General features: G+C 45.8%; 1 pseudogene. It reads right to left on the reverse strand.

The window, feature by feature from the left end:
- Window positions 1–329 precede the first annotated feature (329 nt).
- Window positions 330–664 (reverse strand): annotated as a pseudogene (locus ACFIKU_RS10120) (hypothetical protein); the annotation flags it as partial.

The raw sequence follows: 664 nt of genomic DNA on the forward strand, positions 1-664 counted from the left end.
ATAGCACGCCACCAGCGCGGTAAATCCGCTTAGCACCCTTCTCAGAGTAATGCAAGTACTATAAATCCCCTCTACGTATTTTGTTCATTTGCCCTATACGCGCTTATACATGAAGCACTATACGTGAGGCACTTACAAGCCCAAACATCCCTTTTCCCAAGGTGGTGCCCCCATCTTGAAAGCCAAACACGCGGCCAAGATCAACCTCAGTCCCAGATCAACCTCATTCATTGCCTCATCGAAAACTTCCTCAAGTACACGACACGCCCTACGCTTACCTCTTCCTCAAGAAATTTCAATCCCTTTGCCTTAAAATCCACCCCTTTGCCTCAATGCCTCGTTGTCAATCTGGCCCCCCCCCAAAATGATAAAGCCCTAAAATGATAAGGATTAATCATTTGGCAAGCCGCAGCATGAATACCAGCGCCTCTCACAATTCCATAACCAAATTGCACAAAACCTTTTTCATCCAGAGAGAGAAACTGTCCTTCACGGTCTCGTAAATAAATAACGGTCTCGTAAATAAATAGGTGTCCCTCTTTTCTTTCAATTTTCCCCCTCCACCCCAAGCTCTTTAAAAACACTGTTGCCCTTTCCATGGAGCAAAAAGTCTTGATCAAAACGTGTGCTTTTGGCTCACCTTCTCTATGCGCCTTGCCTCCAC

It is taken from the genome of Bartonella sp. CM120XJJH (assembly GCF_042194715.1).
In the GTDB taxonomy this organism is placed as follows: domain Bacteria; phylum Pseudomonadota; class Alphaproteobacteria; order Rhizobiales; family Rhizobiaceae; genus Bartonella.